Source organism: Peterkaempfera bronchialis, assembly GCF_003258605.2.
GTDB lineage: Bacteria > Actinomycetota > Actinomycetes > Streptomycetales > Streptomycetaceae > Peterkaempfera > Peterkaempfera bronchialis.
In genome coordinates, this window is sequence record NZ_CP031264.1 from 2744081 (window position 1) to 2762074 (window position 17994).

Annotated in this window: 15 protein-coding genes; 8 read left to right on the forward strand and 7 right to left on the reverse strand. The window is 70.1% G+C overall.

Going from position 1 to position 17994, the window contains the following annotated elements; translation table 11 throughout:
• Nucleotides 1-10: 10 nt before the first annotated feature.
• The 8 genes from C7M71_RS12025 to C7M71_RS12060 all read left to right on the forward strand — a co-directional run bounded on the left by C7M71_RS12025 (nt 11) and on the right by C7M71_RS12060 (nt 5745).
• Nucleotides 11-943: a phage distal tail protein gene (locus C7M71_RS12025; protein ID WP_111490004.1), complete on the forward strand. Its 933-nt coding sequence runs from the start codon at nt 11-13 to the stop codon at nt 941-943.
• A gap of 86 nt (nt 944-1029) precedes the next feature.
• Nucleotides 1030-2130: a hypothetical protein gene (locus C7M71_RS12030; protein ID WP_111490003.1), complete on the forward strand. Its 1101-nt coding sequence runs from the start codon at nt 1030-1032 to the stop codon at nt 2128-2130.
• On the forward strand, nt 2127-3227 hold the full coding sequence (locus C7M71_RS12035) for a hypothetical protein (protein ID WP_111490002.1): 1101 nt from the start codon (nt 2127-2129) through the stop codon (nt 3225-3227). The genes C7M71_RS12030 and C7M71_RS12035 overlap by 4 nt, the downstream gene beginning before the upstream one ends.
• Entirely contained in the window at nt 3227-3772 is a 546-nt protein-coding gene (locus C7M71_RS12040) for a hypothetical protein (RefSeq protein ID WP_111490001.1), read from the forward strand. Before C7M71_RS12035 ends, C7M71_RS12040 begins: the two co-directional genes overlap by 1 nt.
• Before the next feature lie 15 nt (nt 3773-3787).
• Nucleotides 3788-4189: an ATP-binding protein gene (locus tag C7M71_RS12045; RefSeq protein WP_111490000.1), complete on the forward strand. Its 402-nt coding sequence runs from the start codon at nt 3788-3790 to the stop codon at nt 4187-4189.
• Nucleotides 4190-4287: 98 nt separating this feature from the next.
• Entirely contained in the window at nt 4288-5178 is an 891-nt protein-coding gene (locus C7M71_RS12050) for a peptidoglycan-binding protein (RefSeq protein ID WP_111489999.1), read from the forward strand.
• Nucleotides 5179-5212: 34 nt separating this feature from the next.
• Entirely contained in the window at nt 5213-5485 is a 273-nt protein-coding gene (locus C7M71_RS12055) for a hypothetical protein (RefSeq protein ID WP_111489998.1), read from the forward strand.
• Nucleotides 5482-5745: a hypothetical protein gene (locus C7M71_RS12060; protein WP_111489997.1), complete on the forward strand. Its 264-nt coding sequence runs from the start codon at nt 5482-5484 to the stop codon at nt 5743-5745. Before C7M71_RS12055 ends, C7M71_RS12060 begins: the two co-directional genes overlap by 4 nt.
• 61 nt (nt 5746-5806) lie before the next feature.
• Here C7M71_RS12060 and C7M71_RS12065 read toward each other — a convergent pair whose 3' ends face one another.
• The 7 genes from C7M71_RS12065 to rplA all read right to left on the reverse strand — a co-directional run bounded on the left by C7M71_RS12065 (nt 5807) and on the right by rplA (nt 17968).
• Entirely contained in the window at nt 5807-9724 is a 3918-nt protein-coding gene (locus C7M71_RS12065; protein ID WP_111489996.1) for a DNA-directed RNA polymerase subunit beta', read from the reverse strand.
• A gap of 98 nt (nt 9725-9822) precedes the next feature.
• Nucleotides 9823-13299 carry a DNA-directed RNA polymerase subunit beta gene (gene rpoB, locus C7M71_RS12070; RefSeq protein ID WP_111489995.1) on the reverse strand — a complete coding sequence of 1159 codons (3477 nt, stop codon included), beginning with the start codon at nt 13297-13299 and terminating at the stop codon, nt 9823-9825.
• Between the two features lie 714 nt (nt 13300-14013).
• Nucleotides 14014-14397 (reverse strand): 50S ribosomal protein L7/L12, encoded by a 384-nt coding sequence (gene rplL / locus C7M71_RS12080; protein WP_111489994.1) that lies wholly within the window; start codon nt 14395-14397, stop codon nt 14014-14016.
• 85 nt (nt 14398-14482) lie between these two features.
• A complete protein-coding gene (gene rplJ / locus C7M71_RS12085) occupies nt 14483-15046 on the reverse strand; it encodes a 50S ribosomal protein L10 (protein ID WP_111489993.1) in 564 nt (187 codons plus the stop codon).
• 340 nt (nt 15047-15386) lie between these two features.
• A complete protein-coding gene (locus C7M71_RS12090) occupies nt 15387-16229 on the reverse strand; it encodes a LolA-like protein (RefSeq protein ID WP_111489992.1) in 843 nt (280 codons plus the stop codon).
• A 71-nt stretch (nt 16230-16300) separates the two neighbouring features.
• The gene (locus C7M71_RS12095; protein ID WP_114914334.1) at nt 16301-17110 is read right to left on the reverse strand and encodes a hypothetical protein; all 810 of its coding nucleotides are present in this window, start codon (nt 17108-17110) and stop codon (nt 16301-16303) included.
• 135 nt (nt 17111-17245) lie between these two features.
• Nucleotides 17246-17968: a 50S ribosomal protein L1 gene (gene rplA, locus C7M71_RS12100; RefSeq protein WP_111489990.1), complete on the reverse strand. Its 723-nt coding sequence runs from the start codon at nt 17966-17968 to the stop codon at nt 17246-17248.
• Between the last annotated feature and the right edge of the window lie 26 nt (nt 17969-17994).

Consider the following 17994-nt stretch of genomic DNA (forward strand, 5'->3'; position numbering starts at 1 on the left):
TGACGGCCCCATGGCCGAGAGCATCAGCACCTTCACCCGAGACGACCCACCCGGCTCACTCATCACCCGCGACGGGCAGATGCAGTGGGCCGGACTGCTGATCGGCCCCGGTACCCCGTACCGGATCGACCGGCAGGGCATCACCGGCTGGGAGGACCTCCCCGACATCGACCTGAGCGACGCCGAACGGCCCACCGGCCATGGCGCCTGGCCCGGCGCCGGCTATGCCAAGTCGCGCAAGGTCGGCGGGCAGATCTGGCTGCTGCCCCAGCCCGACCCCGACAACCCCGACACCGCCGAGGCGGCTCTGGCCACCGTACGGATGCTGCGTCAGGCCCTGGCGCAGCAGGACGAGGAGCGCTGGCTCGCCATCCGGCTGCACGGCGAGACCCTGGCCGTACGGGCCCGGGTCAACCAGCGTGTCCTCACCAGTGACCGGCAGTTCGCCACCCAGGGTGTGGCCAAGGCGACCGTGCAGTGGCTGGCCTCCGACCCTCGCCGCTATCTGACCACCCCGCAGTCCACCTCGACCGGCGCCCCGGTGTGGGAGAGCGGCCTGACCTGGCCGCTGACCTGGCCGCTGTACTGGGGCGAGGCGGCGAGCACCGGCGACGTGGCGGTGGACAACCGCGGGTCGGCCCCCACCCATCCGGTGATCACCTTCCGGGGGCCGTGCAGCAATCCCTCGTTGACCGAGCGGACCAGCGGTCAGCGGCTGCGGTACGAGATCGACCTGGGCGCCGACGAGGAGCTGGTCGTCGACACGGCGGCCGGCACCGTCACCCTCAACGGCACCGCCGCACGGCGTCACACCGCGGCGTCGGACAGCAGCCCGGAGGAGCTGTTCACCTTCGCTCCCGGACGGTCGGAGCTGTCCTTCCGACCCGGGCAGGCGGACGCCGGGGCCGAGGTGTCCGTCAGTTGGCGCTCTGCGGAGTGGTGACCGCCGCGCACCGGGCCCGCATCCGCTGATCCCACCCGGACGACCATCCGTATCCCCCGCTCCCCCTCATCCGAAGGAGAACCACCATGACCGTACGCAGCGCATGGCTGACCGCGACCGGCCAGACCCGCGAGGACACCCGCCTCACCCCGCTCGGGGCGGTGACCCCGGTGAACACCGTCCAGGGCCAGTCCGGCATCCTGCCCGGATCGTCGGAGGGCCGCAGCCGGGTCTCCGGCTTCCAGCTGAGCGGTACTTCGGCGCTGAGCGCCACCATGTCCCCGGGTCGGGCCGTGATCCAGGGCCTGGGCACCCAGGGCGCGTACCCGGTGACCCTCGCCGAGAACGAGACGCTCACCTTCAGCGCCGGCCACCCGCAGTTCGCCCGGATCGACCTGGTCTGCCTGCGGGTCTACGACGATCTGTACGACAGCTCCAACTCCGGTCGCACCGAGGCTGTGATCGAGGTCGTCGAGGGCAAGGCGGAGACCGCTCCCACCGCGCCCGCCACCCCGGACCTGGCGCTGCCGCTGTACCGGGTGACCGTCCCGGCCGGGGCTTCGGCCGGCAGCGGCGGCATCCCCTGGACCACCGCACTCACCGACCTGCGCACCGCCACCGTCGCGGTCGGCGGCATCCTGCCGGTCTACAACAACACCGCCAATGGCGCCTATGTGGGCCAGTACCGGGACTCCGCCAACGGGTTGCAGCGCTGGGACGGCTCGGCCTGGACCGCGTACCCGGCGGTGCCCGGCTGGCAGAACTGGACGCCGACCTGGACCACCGTCACCGGCAACGCCAAGCCGTCGTTCGGCAACGCCACCCTGAACTGCCGCTATATCCAGATGGGCCCGACGGTCCATCTCATCTTCAACATCGCCTTCGGCACCACCACCAATTTCGGCGCCGGTGCGACGGGTGCCGACAACTGGGCGTTCGCCCTGCCCGTCGCCGCCACGTCGGCGCTCCAGTGCATCGGCTTCGCCGAACTCACCTACTCCGGGGGCGGACGTGTCGTGGGGCGCCTCCACTGCTCCAGCAAGGACGCCTTCGGGATCGAGGTCAGCACGGGCAGGCCCGACGCGGTCGCCGTGACCAACAACGGCCTCATCGACGCCATCACCCCCTGGACCTGGGCGAACACCCACGCCATCCGTGGCACGGCCACCTATGAGGTCGCCGGATGACGACACCGGCCGGCACCCCCTACCGCGCGATCTTCTGCGATCTGCGCACCGACCAGACCATCGACGTCCTGCCGCTCCAGGACGTCGGCTTCGACGACTACCTCGGCAAGCCCGGCTCGCTGTCCGGCACCATCCCGGTCCCCAACGCCGCACTCGCCGAGCGGGTCCGCCGGATCGAGGAGGGCCGTACCTCCGTCTACCTGGAGCGGGGCGGCGACCTGTGGTGGGGCGGCATCATCTGGACGAGCACCCTGCAGAGCAGCGACCGGGGCGTGCTGACGCTGGGCATCCAGGCAGCCACCTTCGACTCCTACGCGAACCGCCGCCTGATCCGCAGGTACCTCCCGTACAAGCACATCGAACAACTGGAGCTGGTGCGGACGCTGTGGCGGGAGTTGCAGTCCGACAAGGGCGGCGACATCGGCGTCAGCTACGGCGACGAGACCTCCGACGTGTTCCGGGACGCCTCCTGGCTGGACGGCGACGAGACCTCCTACTACGACGCGATCACCCAGCTCGCAGCCATGGAGGACGGCTTTGAGCACTGGATCGCCGTCTACCGCGATCCGGCCACCGGTCGGCGGGTCCGCCGGCTGAGGCTCGGCAGCACGCGGATCCAGAACGGGGCGACCGACCTGGTGCTGGACCGGCCCGGTGCGGTGCTGTCGTACTCCTTCCCGCGCGATGCGACCCGTGGCGGCACCACGGCGCGGGCGCGCGGCGACGCCGTCGACGACGGGCAGAGCGAGTCCCGGCCGGTGTTCTCGGAGGAGAAGGTCGCCACCGACCTGATCGACGGCGGCTACCCCCGGGTCGACCTGTCCGCCGACTACACCGGGGTCACCGATGCCCGCACGCTCGCCTCGCTGGCCGCCGCAACGCTGGCGGCGGCCCGGGGCGCGGTGGTGATCCCCGCCGTCACCATCCGGCTGGACGACATGGTGCCCCCCACGCTGCTGGGTCAGACCGTGCGCATCCGGATCACCGACGAGTGGTTCCAGGGCCTGGACGCCCGCTACCGGATCGTCGGCCTCAAAGTCAGCCCGTCGCAGCGGGGCCGCGCGGACACCGCCGAGCTCTATCTGGAGGATGCCTGATGGCCGCCCTGCCCGAGGACATCATCGACCGGCTGGACGCCATGGAACGCCGGCTCCAGCGGCTGTCCACCGCGGTGGTCACCCGGCCTGCGGGCGGCCGGACCGGTACCACGGTGCAGCGGCTGTACGACGCCAAGGGCCATGAGGTGGTCTCCGGCGACCCCGTCATCGGGGGCCTGGGCCGCCCCTGGCTGGCGATGCTGCCGCCGCAGGACAGCGCCTCGGCCCGCTGGCCGCAGACCACCGCCACGGTCTGGACGACCATCGCGCGCTCCTTCAACCCGGTCTGGCAGCCGGGGCTGCGGCTGTACATGGCGACCTCGGTCAGCTCCGGCTGCACCGGTGCGGTCCGGGTCCTGCTCAACGGCACCCCGTGGGGCGACCCCGTCGCGGCCGGCAGCACCTTCGACCGCACCGGCCCGGTCGCCGCCGACTTCAACGCCGTCTTCGGCACCCTGCTGCGGGTCGAGGTGCAGGCGCAGGTCACCGACGGCACCGGGACGGTCCACGCCCAGCCGCAGCTGATGTACGGCACCCAGATCTGAGCAGAGAGGCACCGTATGGAGATCGACACCGCCCAGCCCTGGGGCATCGCCCTCGACTACGCCGGCCGGGCCACCGTGGTGGAGCGCGGCCACAGCATCGACGTCCGGGTCTATGACACGACCTTCGGAGCGCCGCTGGAGCCGGACCCCGCCACCGGCGACTACCCGGTGGTGTACGTGACCGCCCAGTTCAACGAGGCCGGAGCGCTCGGCTCGGTACCGCGCGGCTTCGGCCAGGTGATCCTCACCCCGGCCGGAGGCCGCCCGGTGGGCCCCGACCGGGAGGCCGTGCGGTCGGCGGTGGCGGCTGCCCTCGTCGACTTCGACGACCGGGTGGCGGCCTACCTGGCGCTCTGCACCTGCTGGACGGCGGGCGGTCCGGCGCCCGGCGACGACCACGCGGAGGAGGGTGGCTGACCCCGCGCCCCCGCCGCACCGCAACCGCTCGCCCCGTGCCCCCAGGGCCGGGGCGTCCGCATGTCAGGAGAGACCGGAGAGACTGGAGCATCCCACCCATGGCGAACCCGCTGTCCGCCGACGCCCTCGTCACCGCGCTCCGGGACGAGGGCGTCACAGTCGTCGAACACGACGGCTGGCGCACCCACAACCGCAACCACAAGGGCCCCTGGGGCCCGGTCAACGGCGTGGTGATCCATCACACCGTCAGCGAGGGCACCGCCCACTCCGTGGCCATGTGCCACGACGGCTACGCCGACCTGCCCGGCCCGCTCTGCCATGGGGTCGTCGCCAAGGACGGCACCGTGCACCTGGTCGGCAACGGTCGGGCCAACCACGCCGGGAGCGGCGACCCGGACGTCCTCCAGGCCGTCATCGCCGAGCGCGACCCGCTGCCCGCACCCGTCCGGAACACCGTGGACGGCAATCCGCACTTCTACGGGTTCGAGTGCGTGAACCTCGGCGACGGCAAGGACCCCTGGCCCGAGGCCCAGCTCGAAGCCATCGCGCGGGTCTCCGCCGCGATCTGCCGCGCGCACGGCTGGCACGCCGCCAGCGTCATCGGACACAAGGAGTGGACCAACACCAAGATCGACCCGCGTGGCTTCGGCATGGCCGAGATGCGCGCTCGGATCGCCGCGCGCCTCGCGGCCCCGGCGGCTCCGGCAGCCCCGGCAGCCGGTGCCCCGGCCGCACCCCGCTACCAGCCGTACCCGGGGGCGGCGTGGTTCGCCGGGCAGCCCCGGTCGGAGATCGTCACCGCCGTGGGCCGCCGGCTGGTGGCCGAGGGCTGCTCCGCATACACCGCGGGGCCGGGCCCGCAGTGGACCGAGGCCGACCGCCGCAGCTATGCCAACTGGCAGCGCAAGCTCGGGTATCGCGGTGCGGACGCCGACGGCGTGCCCGGCCGCGCCTCCTGGGAGGCGCTGAAGGTGCCGTACACCCCGTGACCCGCTCCTCGCCCCCGCCGACGAAAGACCTTCCATGTCACCAGCCACCAAGCATTCCCTGCGCACCGTCATCCAGACCGCCGTCTCGCTCTGCCTGCTGCTGCCGGCGGTCATCGATACGGCGGACCTCCCGGGCTCCCTGCCCTGGGCCACCGGGGCCCTGGCCGTGGCCGGCTGCCTCGCCCGGGTGATGGCGCTGCCCGGCGTCCAGGCCCTGCTGCCGTCCTGGTTGAGCACCGAGGCATCCCCCAACGGCGACGACGCGCTGCGGGCGCTCGCCGACGCCCCGGAAGGAGGCGGTGCATGAGCGAACCGCCCCTCTCCGACCCGGCCGCCGTCGCGCTGGAACTGGAGCGGCTACGCGGCACCGTCGAGGCCGGTTTCGCCCGGATCGACGGCGCCCTGGCCCTGCTGGTCCAGCGCAGTGACCAGACCGACAGACGGCTCGCCGACCATGAGAGCCGACTGGGCACCCTGGAGCGGGCCCGCTGGCCGCTGGCCAGCGTGGGCGCCCTGGCCGCCGTCGCCACGGTCACGGCGGCGGTCTGGGAACTGACCGCCCGGTGAGAACGCCGCAGGGCGGCCGCCCCGTCCGGGGTGGCCGCCCTGCGGCGTCACAGCATCGACGTCAGCCGGTGTACGGGCCGTAGTCGTAGTCCTCCAGCGGGACCGCCTGGCCGGAGCCGGCGCCGAAGGGCGAGATGTCGTAGTCGTCGTAGCCGACGGCCGAGTACATCGCGGCCTTGGCCTCCTCGGTGGGCTCGACCCGGATGTTCCGGTAGCGGGGCAGACCCGTACCGGCCGGGATGAGCTTGCCGATGATGACGTTCTCCTTGAGGCCCAGCAGCGGGTCCGACTTGGCGTGGATCGCCGCGTCGGTGAGCACCCGGGTCGTCTCCTGGAAGGAGGCGGCCGACAGCCAGGACTCGGTGGCCAGCGAGGCCTTGGTGATACCCATCAGCTGCGGACGGCCGGAGGCGGGGTGACCGCCCTCGGAGACCACGCGACGGTTCTCGGTCTCGAAGCGGCCACGCTCGACCAGCTCGCCCGGCAGCAGCTCCGCGTCGCCGGACTCGATGATCGTCACCCGGCGGAGCATCTGCCGGATGATGATCTCAATGTGCTTGTCGTGGATCGACACGCCCTGCGAGTTGTAGACCTTCTGCACTTCCTGCACCAGGTGGACCTGGACGGCCCGCTGGCCCAGGATGCGCAGCACATCGTGCGGGTTGGTGGCGCCCATGGTCAGCTTCTGGCCGACCTCGACCGCGTCGCCCTCGCCGACCAGCAGCTTCACCCGCTTGGAGACCGGGTAGGCGATCTCCTCGGTGCCGTCGTCGGGGGTGACCACGAGCTTGCGGGTCTTCTCGGTGTCCTCCACGCGGACCCGGCCGGCCGCCTCGCTGATCGGGGCCACACCCTTGGGGGTACGGGCCTCGAAGAGCTCGACGACACGCGGCAGACCCTGGGTGATGTCGTCACCGGCCACACCACCGGTGTGGAAGGTACGCATCGTCAGCTGGGTGCCGGGCTCACCGATGGACTGGGCGGCGATGATGCCGACGGCCTCGCCGATGTCCACCAGCTTGCCGGTGGCCAGCGAGCGGCCGTAGCACATGGCGCAGGTGCCCACCGCGGACTCGCAGGTGAGGATCGAGCGGGTCTTGACGGTGGAGACACCGTGCCGGACCAGCTCGTCGATCAGCACGTCACCCAGGTCGGTACCGGCCTGGGCCAGCACCTTGCCGTCGACGGTGATGTCCTCGGCGAGGCAGCGCGCGTACACGCTGGTCTCGACGTCCTCCGCCTTGCGCAGCACGCCGTCGGCGCCCACGGAGGCGATCTCCAGCTTGAGGCCGCGCTCGGTGCCGCAGTCCTCCTCGCGGATGATCACGTCCTGCGAGACGTCGACCAGACGACGGGTGAGGTAGCCCGAGTCGGCGGTACGCAGGGCGGTGTCCGCCAGACCCTTACGGGCACCGTGGGTGGAGATGAAGTACTCCAGCACGGTGAGGCCCTCACGGAACGACGCCTTGATCGGCCGCGGGATGGTCTCGTTCTTGGCGTTGGACACCAGACCGCGCATACCGGCGATCTGCCGCATCTGCATCATGTTTCCACGAGCACCCGAGTCCACCATCATGAAGATGGGGTTGGTCTTCGGGAAGTTCGCGTTCATCGCCTCGGCGACCTCGTTGGTCGCCTTGGTCCAGATCGCGACGAGTTCCTGCTTGCGCTCGTCGTTGGTGATCAGACCGCGCTCGTACTGCTTCTGGATCTTCTCGGCCTGCGCCTCGTAGCCCTCCAGGATCTGGGGCTTGCTCGGCGGCACCACGACGTCGGAGATCGACACGGTGACACCGGAGCGGGTGGCCCAGTGGAAGCCGGCCGCCTTGAGGTTGTCCAGGGTGGCCGCGACGACGACCTTCGGGTAGCGCTCGGCGAGGTCGTTGACGATCGCCGAGAGCTGCTTCTTGCCGACCTCGTAGTCGACGAAGGGGTAGTCCTCGGGCAGCAGCTCGTTGAAGAGCGCGCGGCCCAGGGTGGTGGTGAGCCGGAAGGGCTCGCCGTCGACCCAGCCGGGGGTCCCCTCGGCCGGGCCGCTGAACTCGCCGGACTCGTCGACCGGCGGGATCCAGCTGCGCGGCGGCACGGTGCCGGCGGGCAGTCGGACGTCGATCGGGGCCTGGAGGTCCAGCTCGCGGGCGTCGAAGGCCATCAGGGCCTCGGCGGTCGAGGTGAACGACCGGCCGCCGCCCTTGACGTCGTCACGGTCGGAGGTGAGGAAGAAGAGGCCGAGCACCATGTCCTGGGTGGGCATGGTCACCGGGCGGCCGTCGGCCGGCTTGAGGATGTTGTTCGAGGACAGCATCAGGATGCGGGCCTCGGCCTGGGCCTCCGCCGACAGCGGCAGGTGGACGGCCATCTGGTCGCCGTCGAAGTCCGCGTTGAACGCGGTGCAGACGAGCGGGTGGATCTGGATGGCCTTGCCCTCGACCAGCTGCGGCTCGAAGGCCTGGATGCCCAGGCGGTGCAGGGTGGGCGCACGGTTGAGCAGCACCGGGTGCTCGGCGATGACCTCTTCGAGGACGTCCCACACCACGGGGCGGGCGCGCTCGACCATGCGCTTGGCCGACTTGATGTTCTGCGCGTGGTTGAGGTCCACCAGGCGCTTCATCACAAACGGCTTGAAGAGCTCCAGCGCCATGGCCTTGGGCAGGCCGCACTGGTGCAGCTTGAGCTGCGGGCCGACGACGATGACCGAACGGGCCGAGTAGTCGACGCGCTTGCCGAGCAGGTTCTGCCGGAAGCGGCCCTGCTTGCCCTTGAGCATGTCGGAGAGCGACTTCAGCGGGCGGTTGCCCGGACCGGTCACCGGCCGGCCGCGGCGGCCGTTGTCGAACAGCGCGTCGACGGCCTCCTGAAGCATCCGCTTCTCGTTGTTGACGATGATCTCGGGCGCACCGAGGTCCAGCAGCCGCTTGAGGCGGTTGTTGCGGTTGATCACGCGGCGGTACAGGTCGTTGAGGTCGGAGGTCGCGAAGCGGCCACCGTCCAGCTGCACCATCGGACGCAGGTCCGGCGGGATCACCGGGACGCAGTCCAGCACCATGCCGTTGGGCTTGTTGCGGGTCTGCAGGAAGGCGGAGACGACCTTGAGGCGCTTGAGCGCCCGGGTCTTCTTCTGGCCCTTGCCGGTCTTGATGATCTCGCGGAGGCGCTCGGCCTCCTCCTCCAGGTCGAAGGACTCCAGCCGCTTCTGGAGCGCGGCGGCGCCCATCGCACCGGAGAAGTAGGTGCCGAAGCGGTCGCGCAGCTCGCGGTAGAGCAGCTCGTCGCCCTCCAGGTCCTGGACCTTGAGGTTCTTGAAGCGGCTCCACACCTCGTCGAGGCGGTCCAGCTCGCGCTGGGCGCGGTCGCGCAGCTGCTTCATCTCGCGCTCGGCGCCCTCGCGCACCTTGCGGCGCACATCGGCCTTGGCGCCCTCGGCCTCCAGCTCGCCGAGGTCGGCCTCCAGCTTCTTGGCGCGGGCCTCCAGGTCGGAGTCGCGGCGCTGCTCGACCTGCTGGCGCTCGACGGAGACATGGGCCTCCAGCGACGGCAGGTCGCGGGTGCGGCGCTCGTCGTCCACCCAGGTGATCATGTAGGCGGCGAAGTAGATGACCTTCTCCAGGTCCTTCGGCGCCAGGTCGAGCAGGTAGCCGAGGCGGCTCGGCACACCCTTGAAGTACCAGATGTGGGTGACGGGCGCGGCCAGCTCGATGTGGCCCATCCGCTCACGGCGCACCTTGGCGCGGGTCACCTCGACGCCGCAGCGCTCGCAGATGATGCCCTTGAAGCGGACGCGCTTGTACTTACCGCAGTAGCACTCCCAGTCCCGGGTGGGGCCGAAGATCTTCTCGCAGAAGAGTCCGTCCTTTTCGGGCTTCAGAGTGCGGTAGTTGATGGTCTCGGGCTTCTTGACCTCGCCGTGGGACCACTGGCGAATGTCGTCGGCGGTGGCCAGGCCGATGCGCAGCTCATCGAAGAAGTTGACGTCGAGCACTTTTCGTCAAGCCCTCTTTCAGGGGTCGAGTCTTTCGTCTGGTCTGAGGGGGCCTGGGGGTGGTGGGCCTCACCGGGGGTGAGGCCCACCGACCTCCGTCAGACCTCTTCGACGCTGCTCGGCTCTCGCCGGGACAGGTCGATACCGAGCTCCTCCGCGGCGCGGAACACGTCCTCGTCGGAGTCACGCATCTCGATGGACATACCGTCGGACGACAGCACCTCCACGTTCAGGCAGAGCGACTGCATCTCCTTGATGAGCACCTTGAAGGACTCGGGGATGCCGGGCTCAGGGATGTTCTCGCCCTTGACGATGGCCTCGTAGACCTTCACTCGGCCGAGGACGTCGTCGGACTTGATGGTGAGCAGCTCCTGCAGGGCGTAGGCCGCGCCGTACGCCTCCAGGGCCCACACCTCCATCTCACCGAAGCGCTGACCACCGAACTGCGCCTTACCACCGAGCGGCTGCTGGGTGATCATCGAGTACGGGCCGGTCGACCGGGCGTGCAGCTTGTCGTCGACCAGGTGGTGCAGCTTGAGGATGTACATGTAGCCGATCGAGATCGGGTGCGGGAACGGCTCCCCGGAGCGGCCGTCGAACAGCCGCGCCTTGCCGGAGGCACCGACCATGCGGTTGCCGTCGCGGTTGGGGATGGTGTTCTCCAGCAGGCCGGTGATCTCGTCCTCGCGGGCGCCGTCGAAGACCGGGGTGGCCAGGTTGGTACCCGGCTCGACCTGGTCCGCGTCGATCGCCTGGAGGCGGCGGGCCCACTCGTCGGCGATGCCGGAGACGTTCCAGCCCTGCTTGGCCAGCCAGCCGAGGTGGGTCTCCAGGACCTGTCCCGGGTTCATCCGGGACGGGACACCGAGCGGGTTGAGGACGATGTCCACGGGGGTGCCGTCCTCAAGGAACGGCATGTCCTCGACCGGGAGGATCTTGGAGATGACGCCCTTGTTGCCGTGGCGGCCGGCGAGCTTGTCACCGTCGGTGATCTTCCGCTTCTGGGCCACATAGACGCGGACCAGCTGGTTGACGCCCGGGGGAAGCTCGTCGCCCTCCTCGCGGTCGAAGACGCGGACACCGATGATCTTGCCGGACTCGCCGTGCGGCACCTTCAGGGAGGTGTCGCGGACCTCGCGGGCCTTCTCACCGAAGATCGCGCGGAGCAGGCGCTCCTCCGGGGTCAGCTCGGTCTCGCCCTTGGGGGTGACCTTGCCGACCAGGATGTCGCCGGTGGTGACGTCCGCGCCGATCCGGATGATGCCGCGCTCGTCGAGGTCGGCGAGGACCTCCTCGGAGACATTGGGGATGTCCCGGGTGATCTCCTCCGGGCCCAGCTTGGTGTCGCGGGCGTCGACCTCGTGCTCCTCGATGTGGATCGAGGAGAGGACGTCGTCCTGCACGAGGCGCTGCGACAGGATGATCGCGTCCTCGTAGTTGTGGCCCTCCCACGGCATGAACGCCACGAGCAGGTTCTTGCCGAGGGCCATCTCGCCCTCGTCGGTGCAGGGGCCGTCGGCCAGCACCTGGCCGACCTCGATCCGGGCGCCCTCGTCCACGATCACCTTCTGGTTGAAGGCGGTGCCCTGGTTGGAGCGGGTGAACTTGGCGACCCGGTAGGTGGTGTAGGTGCCGTCGTCGTTGGCGACGGTGATGTAGTCCGCGGAGACCTCCTGGACCACACCCGCCTTCTCGGCGGAGATCACGTCGGCGGCGTCGACCGCGGCGCGGTACTCCATGCCGGTGCCGACCAGCGGCGCCTCGCTCTTCAGCAGCGGGACGGCCTGGCGCATCATGTTGGATCCCATGAGCGCGCGGTTGGCGTCGTCGTGCTCCAGGAAGGGGATCATGGCCGTCGCGACCGACACCATCTGGCGCGGCGAGACGTCCATGTAGTCGACCTCGGTGCCCGGGATGTAGTCGATCTCGCCGCCACGGCGGCGGACCAGCACCCGGGGCTCCGCGAAGGTGAGCTCGTCCGTCAGCGGCGCGTTGGCCTGCGCGATGACGAAGCGGTCCTCCTCGTCGGCGGTGAGGTAGTCCACCTGCTCGGTGACCACACCGTCGACGACCTTGCGGTACGGGGTCTCCACAAAGCCGAAGGCGTTGACCCGGCCATAGGAGGCCAGCGAGCCGATCAGGCCGATGTTCGGGCCTTCAGGGGTCTCGATCGGGCACATCCGGCCGTAGTGGGACGGGTGCACGTCACGGACCTCGAAGCCGGCCCGCTCACGGGAGAGACCACCGGGGCCCAGCGCCGACAGGCGGCGCTTGTGGGTCAGGCCCGACAGCGGGTTGGTCTGGTCCATGAACTGGGACAGCTGGCTGGTGCCGAAGAACTCCTTGATGGAGGCGACGACCGGCCGGATGTTGATCAGGGTCTGCGGCGTGATCGCCTCGACGTCCTGGGTGGTCATCCGCTCGCGGACGACGCGCTCCATCCGGGCCAGACCCGTGCGGACCTGGTTCTGGATGAGCTCGCCGACATTGCGCAGGCGCCGGTTGCCGAAGTGGTCGATGTCGTCGACCTCGACGACGATGTCGCGACCCTCCTCGGCGTCCACCCACTCGGTCTCGCCGGCGTGCAGCTTGACCAGGTACTTGATGGTGGCGATGACGTCCTGCTCGGTGAGCACGCCGGAGTCCAGCGACTCGTCGATGCCGAGCTTGCGGTTGACCTTGTAGCGGCCGACCTTGGCGAGGTCGTAGCGCTTGGGGTTGAAGTAGAGGTTCTCCAGCAGGGTCTGGGCGGCCTCACGCGTCGGCGGCTCGCCCGGACGCAGCTTGCGGTAGATGTCCAGCAGCGCGTCGTCCTGCCCCTGGGTGTGGTCCTTCTCCAGGGTGGCGCGCATGGACTCGTACTCGCCGAACTCCTCAAGGATCATCTCGTTGGTCCAGCCGAGAGCCTTGAGCAGCACGGTGACGGACTGCTTGCGCTTGCGGTCGATGCGGACACCGACCATGTCGCGCTTGTCGATCTCCATCTCCAGCCAGGCACCGCGCGACGGGATGACCTTGGCGGAGAAGACGTCCTTGTCGGAGGTCTTGTCGAGCGTGGAGTCGAAGTAGACGCCCGGCGAGCGGACCAGCTGGGACACCACGACACGCTCGGTGCCGTTGATGACGAAGGTGCCCTTGTTGGTCATGAGCGGGAAGTCGCCCATGAAGACCGTCTGCGACTTGATCTCGCCGGTCTCGTTGTTGGTGAACTCGGCGGTGACGAAGAGCGGCGCGGCAAAGGTGAAGTCGCGCTCCTTGCACTCGTCGATGGAGTTCTTCGGCGGCTCGAAACGGTGGTCGCGGAAGGTCAGCGACATGGAGCCGGAGAAGTCCTCGATCGGCGAGATCTCCTCGAAGATCTCCTCGAGGCCGGACTTGGTGGGGACGTCGTGTCCGTTCGCGAGAGCAGCCTCGACCCGTGCCTTCCACGCGGCGTTGCCGAGCAGCCAGTCGAAGCTCTCGGTCTGCAGGGCGAGGAGGTTCGGTACCTCGAGAGGCTCGCGGATCTTCGCGAAGGAGACACGCAGGGGTGCGGTGGAGGCGGAGTTGTTCGAGGCGTTGCGCGAGGCGGCCAAGAGGGGGTCCTTCCGAGGGCTCGGACTCACTACGCGCGTACCGGGCCCGACCTTCGCAGGACCGGCGCCCCCGCCGTTGCGAGACCTCTTCCGGCAGGAGGTTTCTCCTGGTCGGAACGGGTGCTCGGACGGGGTGCCGCCCCTGTTCAGGGCAGTGCGAACTCCGGGCGACGAGTCACGGAGCAGCTAACAGGCAGCGCAAAGGGACAGTGTAGCCATTCGGCACACTGCTGTCCAGCTCTGATTCGGAGACCGAATCGGAGACTCCCCTCCCTCATGCCGACCGCCCCCGTCGGGGCGGTCCGCAGGGCGGTTCCTGCCTGTCGTACGGCCCCTCACGAAGCCATACATCTCACGCCGTGTTCACTTCCCGTCACGAGCCCGGTTCATGCATCGCGGGCCGTACGGAGTGAACGCGCGACCTGAGAATCGCGCGATGCGTGCGGTTCGTCAAGGGCCGGATGCCGCGGAGACCTCCGCGAACGCCGCCCGACGGCGCTGCTGTGCCGGCAGAGAACCCGTGGTGAGGGCGGTGCGGCGACAACAGCGCTCACCCTACCGGGCCCCGCCGACAGAGCCGAGCATCCGACCCCGTTCGCCGGAACACACTGCGCCATCGAAGCGAAAAGGCCGGGGCGGCCACCCGTTCGGGTGGCCGCCCCGGCCCACCGCCCGCGAGGGGCGGCGCAGCAGACTGCGGTCAGGAGACCAGGGTCACTTGACGGTGACCTTGGCGCCGGCGGCCTCAAGGGCAGCCTTGGCCTTCTCCGCGTCCTCCTTCTTGACCTTCTCCAGGACCGGCTTCGGGGTGCCGTCCACCAAGTCCTTGGCCTCCTTCAGGCCGAGCGAGGTCAGGCTGCGGACCTCCTTGATGACCTGGATCTTCTTGTCACCGGCGGACTCGAGGATGACGTCGAACTCGTCCTGCTCCTCGGCGGCCTCGGCCGGGGCGGCAGCGGCGGCGATGCCGGCCACGGCGACCGGGGCGGCGGCCTCGACGTCGAACTTCTCCTCGAAGGCCTTCACGAACTCGGAGAGCTCGATCAGGGTCATCTCACCGAAGACCTCGAGCAGCTCGTCCTGCGACAGCTTCGCCATGATGGCGTCCTTCCACTAATTCGGCGGGTGCCGGATGTACATAACGGCGGGCGTACGGGCCCGCTGCGAGGCGTGAGCCTGCCGACTACTCGGCGGCCGCGTCCTCGGCGGCGGGAGCCGGCGTACCGGCACCGCCCTGCTCGACCTTGCTGCGAAGCGCGTCCGCGGTGCGGGCGAACTTCGTGAGCGGGGCCTGGAAGGTCGCCGCGGCCTTGGCCATGGACGCCTTCAGGCCACCCGCCAGCTTGGCGAGCAGCACCTCGCGGGACTCGAGGTCCGCGAGCTTCTTGATCTCATCGGCGGACAGCGCCTTGCCGTCAAGGACACCGCCCTTGATGATGAGAGCCGGGTTCTCCTTGGCGAAGTCACGCAGACCCTTGGCCGACTCCACCGGGTCACCGGTGACGAAGGCCACAGCCGTCGGACCCGCGAACAGGTCGTCCAGCTCGGTGATCCCGGCCTCATTGGCAGCGATCTTGGTCAGCGTGTTCTTCACCACGGCGTACTGGGCGTTCTCACCCAGCGAACGGCGCAGCGTCTTGAGCTGCGCCACGGTCAGACCGCGGTACTCGGTCAGCACGGCCGCGTTGGAGCTGCGGAACTTGTCCGTGAGCTCCGCGACAGCGGCAGACTTGTCGGGCCTCGCCATAGGCTTACGCCTCCTTCCGTGATGTCGATGCTCGGCCGACCGTTCGAGAGTCGACCTGGTGCGCCGGTCCCGCAGGAAGGGGGCTGGGAGAACGAGAAGAGCCCCGGCGCGCAGGCGCACGGGGCTCGCGGCGATCTCGACGGCTTCACGGGGAAGCCGGAGATCAAGCTCCAGTCACACCTGCGCAGGCCGTCTGCACTTCGTTCGCAGATCCTTCGGCCGCCATGGCACCCTCGCGGGCACACGGCGACAACCAGCGGTCTTTGGCAAGCCACAGCGTAGGTGACGGGGGCGGCCCCGGGCAAATCGCCCCTCAGGGGCCGCGCGCCGAGCCGGCCGGTCAGCCCTGCGCCTTCAGCTTCTTCATCAGATCGACCAGGTCCGCCGTGTCGGAGGCCGGTGGGACGGTGACCTTGAGCGGCGTCCCGTAGTCGGCGAAGTCGGTCGTCACGGTCATGGTGCCCTGCTCGGTGGGCGTCGTCCGGACCACCCGGACCGGCAGCTGCTCGGCGTCCACCCAGAGGTCGACGGCGGTGTCGCCGATGCCCGCCGCCTGCAACGCCCTGAGCAGGCGCTTCCGCTGCTGCGCGGTGAGTCCGGAGCCGGCGGCGACCAGCTTCGCCACCGGCACCGAGCCGGAGTAGCGGGTGGTCTCGGCGGCGGCGACGGTCTCCTTGCCGACCTCCCTGAGGTCGCCGGAGGCCGTAAGGGCCTTGGCGACGGCCGACGGGTCCTGGTAGAGCTGCGCCTCCGTGGCGCCGCCGCCCTGGGCGCCCGTCCCGGCGGACAGGTCCATCCTCATCCAGTGCTTGCCGCCGAACCGGCTGATCGCCGGGCCGTGCAGCTCGTAGTAGATGGTCGCCCCCTTGGCCACCGCGTGCACCGAGCCGTCCGGGTCCAGCCCCTTCATGGCCTCGTTGCCGCCGTACTGGATGTCCATGCCGATCTGGTCGCCCCACCCCATCACGCCGTCGACGGTGAAGGCCCCGCTGATGCCCGGGATGCGCATCGTCATGGAGACCCGGGCGGTACCGGCCGCGGCGGCGTTCCGGCCGACCAGGTCGAGCACCGCAGCCGGGGCGGGCTCGGCGGTCTTCGGCGAGCCCGCCCCGGCTGCGGGGGAGCAGGCGGCGGCGGCCAGCACCGCGACGGTGCCGGCGGCTCTCAGGCGGCGCTGCTGCACAGGGCTCCCCCTCGGTTTGCGGACCGCGCTCTCCCTTCGGACCGCGCCTTCCGGTAGTGCCGGGCCCCGGCTCAGCCGGTTGCGTTCCCGGGGTCGGCGTCCGCGAGGTCGAAGGTGTCGTCCGGCAGCGGAGCCTGGATGTTCACCTCGGTGCCGATCTCGGAGTAGCGGGTCGAGGTGATCGCCTCCCCCTTGGCGACCTTGCAGGTCTTCCGCTCCTGCACGACCTCGTCCTTGTCGTTGATCCAGATGTCGGCGGTGACACTGGTGGCGCCCTGCCGCAGATAGGCCCCGAGCACCGAGACCCGCTGTGCGGCCGTGAGGTCGCCGGTCGCCCCCACCAGGGCGCGGATCGTCGCGGTGCCCCGGTAGTGGACGGTGTGGACGTCGCCCAGCCTCTCCTCACCCAGCCGCTGGAGCGTGCCCACCTCCGCCAGGGCGGCCAGGTCGGACACCGGGTCGAGCTGCTCGCTCCAGGTCGAGTACCCGGCCGCCTCCGAGTTGCCGCCCGAGGACTTCTCGGGGTCGAACTTCATCCACCGCCGGCCGCCCATCCGCACCGTCTGCGCGGCGTCGGCCCCCAGGTAGACCACTCCGTCCAGGGTCCGCACGGCGACCTCGCCGGACCCCCGGTCCAGTACCAGGTCCAGGGCGGGCTTGCTCCCCCAGGAGAGCACCCCGCTGCCGCTGCTCGGGCCGTCCGCCGGGTCCTGCCGCACCAGGGCGACCTTGGCAGCTCCGGCCGCCGCCATGACCTTCGCCGAGGCTTGGAACGCCTCCTGCGGCGTCCGCTCCCGGCCCCCGTCCCCGCCGCAGGCCGTGGCACCGCCGAGGAGCGCCGCAGCGGCGGCTACGGCGACAGCGGTGCGTATACGGCGCATGGATGTCCTCGGTCGGTCCCGGAGCGGCGTCAGTCCCGGACTCTACCGAGCCCGGAACGACAGCGGGCCCGCACCCCTGATGACCAGGAGTGCGGGCCCGCCGACAGGTTTCCCCGGGGGGTCGGACCGCAGGCGTCAGACCGCCGCGGGGTCCTCCTCCACGAGAAGGTTCCGGGTGCGGTTCGGGTCGACCGGGACGCCGGGGCCCATGGTGGTCGACACGGTGGCCTTCTTGATGTAGCGGCCCTTGGCGGCGGACGGCTTGGCCCGCAGCACCTCCTCAAGGGCGGCGGCGTAGTTCTCGACGAGCTGCTCGTCGGAGAAGGACGACTTGCCGATGATGAAGTGCAGGTTCGAGTGCTTGTCGACGCGGAACTCGATCTTGCCGCCCTTGATCTCGGTCACGGCCTTGGCCACGTCCGGGGTCACGGTGCCGGTCTTCGGGTTCGGCATCAGGCCACGGGGACCGAGCACCCGGCCCAGGCGGCCGACCTTGCCCATGAGGTCCGGGGTGGCGACGACGGCGTCGAAGTCCAGACGGCCCTTCGACACCTCGTCGATCAGCTCGTCGGCGCCCACGATGTCGGCGCCCGCAGCCTCCGCGGCCGCCGCACGCTCACCGGTCGCGAAGACCAGGACCCGAGCGGTCTTGCCGGTGCCGTGCGGCAGGTTCACGGTGCTGCGGACCATCTGGTCGGCCTTGCGCGGGTCGACACCCAGGCGCATGGCGATCTCGACGGTCGAGTCGAACTTGGTGGTGGAGGTCGCCTTGGCGAGGCGGATGGCCTCCAGGGGGGCGTAGAGACGCTCGCGGTCGATCTTGGCGGCCGCGGCAGTCAGAGCCTTGCTGCGCTTCACTGCTGCTCCTGAGTCTTGTACGGAGT